This is a genomic window from Holtiella tumoricola (assembly GCF_027857615.1).
In the GTDB taxonomy this organism is placed as follows: domain Bacteria; phylum Bacillota; class Clostridia; order Lachnospirales; family Cellulosilyticaceae; genus Holtiella; species Holtiella tumoricola.
Genome location: NZ_JAQIFT010000009.1, coordinates 1 through 874, shown reverse-complemented (window position 1 = coordinate 874; position 874 = coordinate 1). Strand labels below are relative to the sequence as shown.

Below are 874 nucleotides of genomic sequence, written 5' to 3'. Positions count from 1 at the left end.
ACATTGCTTGAATGTGGTTGATATACTTTCAGTCCACTTGTAGCTGTTGTAATATGACTCTTAATATTATCTCTAGCTGCATCTACTTTAGAAGTTACATGATTCTTAGTAGCTGTATGCTGATTAGTAACATGCGTTGTCAAAGTACTTATTGCCTCTAAAATAGCTGTTTTAGCTGAAGTAATCCATTCATTAATCAGAGTACTAAGTGGCTTAGAAGTATCTGCATTAACTCTTTCGTTGACAACCCGTCTAACATCACCCGAAACATCTATACCCGTTATTTTCTGCTCTATACTTTTAACTTTTTCTTCTGCACTCGTTCCATCCTCCATAAATACAACGTCTGCAGATGTATGAGGATGCAGTACATCTCCATTATCAGCCTGAAGTTCTCCTTTTAATTTAGCCATGTCATGCCTCCTATTCTATTACTTTAAAAAATAGTTTTCTTGGTACTGCATTGGATGTAGTTGTCCCAACTTTAATGCCATCACCTGGATCACCTTTAGGCCCCTGTGGTCCTGTAGCCCCCTTTGCACCTGCTGGTCCTTGTGGTCCTGTTTCTCCTCTTGGCCCTTGTGGGCCTGTTGCTCCCACTGGTCCCTGTGCTCCAGTTGTTCCCTTAAAGTTTCCTCTTTTAGTCCAAGTTGTAGATGCTGTTTTTTCAAATACATCTCCATTAGATGTATTCAGTGCCCAATCTCCTACTACACCTAATGATGTAGCTGGTGTCCCAGTAACATTATGCATTTTAGATCCTGCAACTCCAGCTGGTCCTTGCTCTCCAGTTTCTCCTCTTGGACCTTGTGGGCCTGCTGCACCTGTAGGGCCTTGTGGACCTATTGCTCCCGTTGCCCCCTTAGGACCCGTT

General features: G+C 42.7%; 1 protein-coding gene and 1 pseudogene. Both read right to left on the bottom strand.

Annotated features, from left to right (window positions below; translation table 11 throughout):
• A partial coding sequence (locus PBV87_RS01435; protein WP_271010897.1) for a hypothetical protein occupies positions 1–413 on the bottom strand: 413 nt, incomplete at its 3' end.
• 10 nt (positions 414–423) lie between these two features.
• Positions 424–874: pseudogene (locus PBV87_RS01430) on the bottom strand (exosporium glycoprotein BclB-related protein); the annotation flags it as partial.